Below are 3,341 nucleotides of genomic sequence, written 5' to 3' on the forward strand. Positions count from 1 at the left end.
GCCGGGCGGCCGCGCATCGGGGGCGAGCGAGCGGGCCGCCGGCGGTCGACACCGGCCGCGACGCAAGCGTGCGCTCACATCGCGGCCGGCGCGGCGTGCATCAGGGGTTGATGTACTGGAACAGCGACAGGTTCTGCAGTTGCGCGTAAGCCTTCTGCGAGCCCGTCAGCGCGTTCTGCATCTGCAGGAACTGGCTGATCGTCGACACCATGTTGGTGCTCGTCAGGTCGGACAGGTTGCTGGTGACCTGCAGCGTGTTGGTCTGGTTCACGGTCTGCATCGCCTTGATTTCCTGCTCGCGGCCGCCGACCGACGCCTGCACGGTGAGGACGTTCGTCATCATGTTGTTCAGCTTCGTCGTGCCGGTGGTCATCGCGTTCGCGAGCGAGGCCGCGGCGGACGTGTTGCTGCTGATCGGCACCTTCAGCGCGGCGATCATCGAGTCGAGCGCCGCGAACACGTCGGTGCCGGCCTTCGGCGCGGGCGTGACGGTGAACGTGTCGCCGGACGCCGGTGTTCCCGACACCGGCACCGACAGGCCGTTGCCGAGCGCGATCCCGGCGCCGGCCGAATACGGCTGCGCGGCGGTCGTGGTCGGCGGCACCACGGTGTTGTCGGTGACCGTATAGGTCGGCGCGGCGGCCGTGCCGCCGAACGTGATCGTGAACTGGTGCGTGTTGGTCGCGGCCGACGGGCTCGTGATCGACACCGCGCCGATCGTGCCCGTGCCCGTGTTGCCCGCGCCGGCGAGCGGCACCGGCTGGCTGCCGAGCATCGGCACCGACATGAACACGTTCGCGCCGTTGTCGCCCTGCGAGATCGCGCGCGTATCGGCGATCTGCACCTGCCGCGTGCCCGTGTCGCCGCTGTAGGTCACGCCGCCGCCCGGCGCGTTCGAGAACGGCGCCGTGGTCGACTGGAAGCCCGAAAACAGGTAGTTGCCCGAGCCGTCGGTCGAGTTCGCGAGCGTCAGCAACTGGTCGCGATAGCCCTGCAGCTGCGTCGACAGCGCCGCGCGGTCGCTGTCGGACAGCGAGCCGTCGCCGGCCTGGATCACGACCGTATGGATGTTGTTCAGCAGGTTGTTGACGCTGATGAGCGTCTGGTCTTCCTTCTGCAGCGACGACAGCGCGGCGTTCTGGTTCGACGCATACTGCGACAGCGTCGCCGACGTCATCGACAGCTGCACCGCCTGCGCGGCGCCGAGGGGGTTGTCGGCAGGCGTCGAGAGGCTCACGCCGCTCGAGATCTGCTGGTACAGCTGCGAGAGCTGCGCCTGCTGATCGTTCATCTGCGCGACGTTCATCTGGTAGAACTGCGTGGTGGAAATCCGCATCGCATCGATCCCCGAAATCAATTGAACAGGCCGAGCACGGTCTGGAACAGCGTCGACGCGGTCTGGATCACCTTCGCGTTCGCCTGGTAGAGCTGCTGGTACTGCATCAGGTTGGCCGCCTCTTCGTTCTGGTTCACGCCCGACACCGACTGCTGCGCCTGCGTGATCTGGCCGATCAGCGAAGTCTGCGCGGCGCTCGACGACTTCAGCTGGCTCGTCGTGTTGCCGATGCCGTTCACGTAGCTCGCGTACGCGCCCGTCAGCGTGGTCGAGCCGTTGCCGAACGATTTCGCGCTGACGAGCTTCGACAGCGCAAGTGCGTTGCTGCCGTCGTTCGTGCCGCCCGTGTTCGGCGCGACCGTGAACGTGTCGCCGGCCGTGGGCGCGCCCGACACCGTGACCGTGACGCCGGCCGTCAGCGTGATCGGCGTGCCGGACTGGTACGGCTGCGCCGCGCTGGTCGTCGGCGGCACGGCCGTGTTGTCGGTGACCGTGTAGGTCGGGCTGGCGGTCGTGCCGCCCATCGTGATCGTGTAGTTGTGCGGGTTGGCCGCGGCCGTTGCGCTGGTGACCGTCAGCCCGCCGATCGTGCCGGTGCCCGTGTTCGTCTTGGCGGCCGACGGCACGTACGGCGACGCCGCCGCGATCGCGGAGCCGTTCGACGTCGCGAGGCCGAAGCCGTTCAGCGCGCCGCGCGTCGGCTGCACGGTGAACTTGTCGCCGGCGTTCATCGCGCCGGACGAGAACGAGAAGTTCAGCCCGCCGATCGAGGCCGGCATGCTGGCCGACTGGCCGACCACCGCGCCGCTCGCGCGGTCGGTCAGCGTGTAGTTCGTGCCGTCGTACGACAGCGTGTAGTCGCTCGTGGTCGGCTGCGACGCGTTCGCGAACGACACGGACAGCGCCGCGTTGCCGGTATTGCCCTGGTTCGCGTACGTGATCGGCGTGCCGGTGGTGAACAGGTTGCCGCCGACGTTGCCCGACAGGTCGATGCCGAGCGCGTTCTGCGCGTTGACCTGCGCGGCGAAGCTGGTCGCGATCGCGCCGAGCTGCGCTTCGGCCGGGTCGAGCGTCTGGCTGCGGAACGCGAGCAGGCCGCCGAGCGTGCCGCCCGACAGCGACGCGTCGGACAGCGCCTGGTTCGGCCCCTGCGGGTTCGCGCCGGCGATGCCCTGCGACACGACGGTCAGCTCGCTCGGATCGGACGGCGACGTGACGGCCGCGAGCTGGTAGCTCTTGTTCGCGACGACGAGCGGCGTGCCGCCCGCGAGAAACACGCTGTAGCCGTCGCTGTTGCGCACCACCTGCACGCCCGCGAGGTTCGACAGGTTCGACACTGCGAGGTCGCGCTGGTCCATCAACTGGTTCGGCGGCTGGCCCTGGCTGCTCGCGGACGCGATCTGCTGGTTCAGCTGCGCGATCTGCGCGGTGTACGCGTTGATCTGCGTCACGGTGCTCGTGAGCTGCGTGTTCACGCTCTGGCGCAGCGCGTCGTACTGCTGGCCGGCCGCCGTGATCTGGTTCGCGAGCGTCTGCGCATTGCTCATCGCGGTCTGCCGCACCGACGCGTCGGACGCGCTGTTCGCGACGTTCTGCATCCCGGTGAAGTAGTTCGTGATCGCGGTCGAGATGCCGGACGTCGGGCTGCCGATGTAGTTGTTCAGCTGCGTGACGAGCGAATACCACGTCGACAGCGCGCCGCTCTGCGTCTGCGCACCGTTCAGCTGGTCGCTCAGGTACTGGCTGTACTGCCGCTGCACGGTGACGGTGTTCACGCCCTGCGGCATGTAGCCGCTGCTCGTGTACTGGCCGCTTGCCTCGGCATAGACGGGGCGTTCGACCGAATAACCCGGCGTCGCCGCGTTGCTGATGTTCTGGCCGGTCGTCGTGAGGCCCCAGAGCGCGGCATTCAGGCCGCTGACGCCGAGGTTCATGAGTGTGTTGGACATGCGCGATCCTGATGAGCCGGCCGCGCTGCGGCCGCCGGGTTGCGTGACTCCCGGTA

At 68.4% G+C, this 3,341-nt stretch carries 2 protein-coding genes; both read right to left on the reverse strand.

Annotated features, from left to right (window positions below; translation table 11 throughout):
* Nucleotides 1-100: 100 nt before the first annotated feature.
* On the reverse strand, nt 101-1,336 hold the full coding sequence (flgL, locus tag DPV74_RS40170) for a flagellar hook-associated protein FlgL (RefSeq protein WP_119339204.1): 1,236 nt from the start codon (nt 1,334-1,336) through the stop codon (nt 101-103).
* Nucleotides 1,337-1,353: 17 nt separating this feature from the next.
* Nucleotides 1,354-3,285 (reverse strand): flagellar hook-associated protein FlgK, encoded by a 1,932-nt coding sequence (gene flgK / locus DPV74_RS40175; RefSeq protein WP_060174232.1) that lies wholly within the window; start codon nt 3,283-3,285, stop codon nt 1,354-1,356.
* Nucleotides 3,286-3,341 lie beyond the last annotated feature (56 nt).

The sequence above is a fragment of the Burkholderia sp. HAN2018 genome (genome assembly GCF_024704855.1).
GTDB classification, from domain to species: domain Bacteria; phylum Pseudomonadota; class Gammaproteobacteria; order Burkholderiales; family Burkholderiaceae; genus Burkholderia; species Burkholderia cepacia.

Excerpts from the sequence above, each read along its gene's own strand:
- flgK (WP_060174232.1), bottom strand. The coding sequence starts at position 3,285 with ATGTCCAACACACTCATGAACCTCGGCGTCAGCGGCCTGAATGCCGCG.
- flgL (WP_119339204.1), bottom strand. The coding sequence starts at position 1,336 with ATGCGGATTTCCACCACGCAGTTCTACCAGATGAACGTCGCGCAGATG.